Here is a 645-nt window from a genome sequence, read left to right as displayed (position 1 = left end):
ATGCCCGTGACAAGCATCCATCTCTAGCGGTTCCCGGTTATTGGGTCCCGGTTACTGTGTCCCCGGTTATTGGGTCCCGGCGATGCCGGTGATGTCGCTGATGCCGGTGGTTCCCGGAGGGGCCGGCGACGCTGAGCGGTAGCGGTGACCTGTGGGCGTCACCGTATCCACCGTGTGCCTGACATGACTGGTCCGGCCCACGCAGGGAGACTCGATGGGCGGTGTTGATGGTCCGTCAACCCTGCGTGTGGTCCAGCCCGGTGCTTCCTTGGCCTGGTTGCAGGCCTCGCATAAGCCCTGGATGTTCTCCGCGCTGGTGGTTCCGCCGGCCCGGACCGGGCGGATGTGGTCAAAGTGCCGGATGGGTGCACCGCACCACGGCATCCGGCATACCTGGTCTCTGGCCGCGATGAACCGGGCCAAGCCCTCGGGCACCAGCCGGGCACGGGAATCCATGCCCACCAGCTGACCGGTGGATGGTGCCGCGTAAAGCCGCCGCAACCAGGTGCGCGTTGATCCTGCGCCGCTGGCGGTTGAGTTCCGGCGGATCAGGTCCCGGGCCGTTTGTGCGGGGAGCATCCCGTAGCCGGGCAGCACGGCCGGTTCCGCGGTTCCGGCCAGCAGGGTCCGGTCCGTCATGATCAG

Annotated in this window: 1 protein-coding gene; it reads right to left on the bottom strand. The window is 67.4% G+C overall.

The window, feature by feature from the left end; all coding sequences use genetic code 11:
- Positions 1 to 66: 66 nt before the first annotated feature.
- On the bottom strand, positions 67 to 645 hold a 579-nt coding region (locus SB754_RS19165), incomplete at its 5' end, for an HNH endonuclease (RefSeq protein WP_410784005.1).

This window comes from Leifsonia sp. SIMBA_070 (assembly GCF_046534635.1).
Lineage (GTDB): Bacteria > Actinomycetota > Actinomycetes > Actinomycetales > Microbacteriaceae > Leifsonia.
Note: the sequence above shows the minus strand (reverse complement) of the source record. Positions and strands in the feature narration are given on the sequence as shown.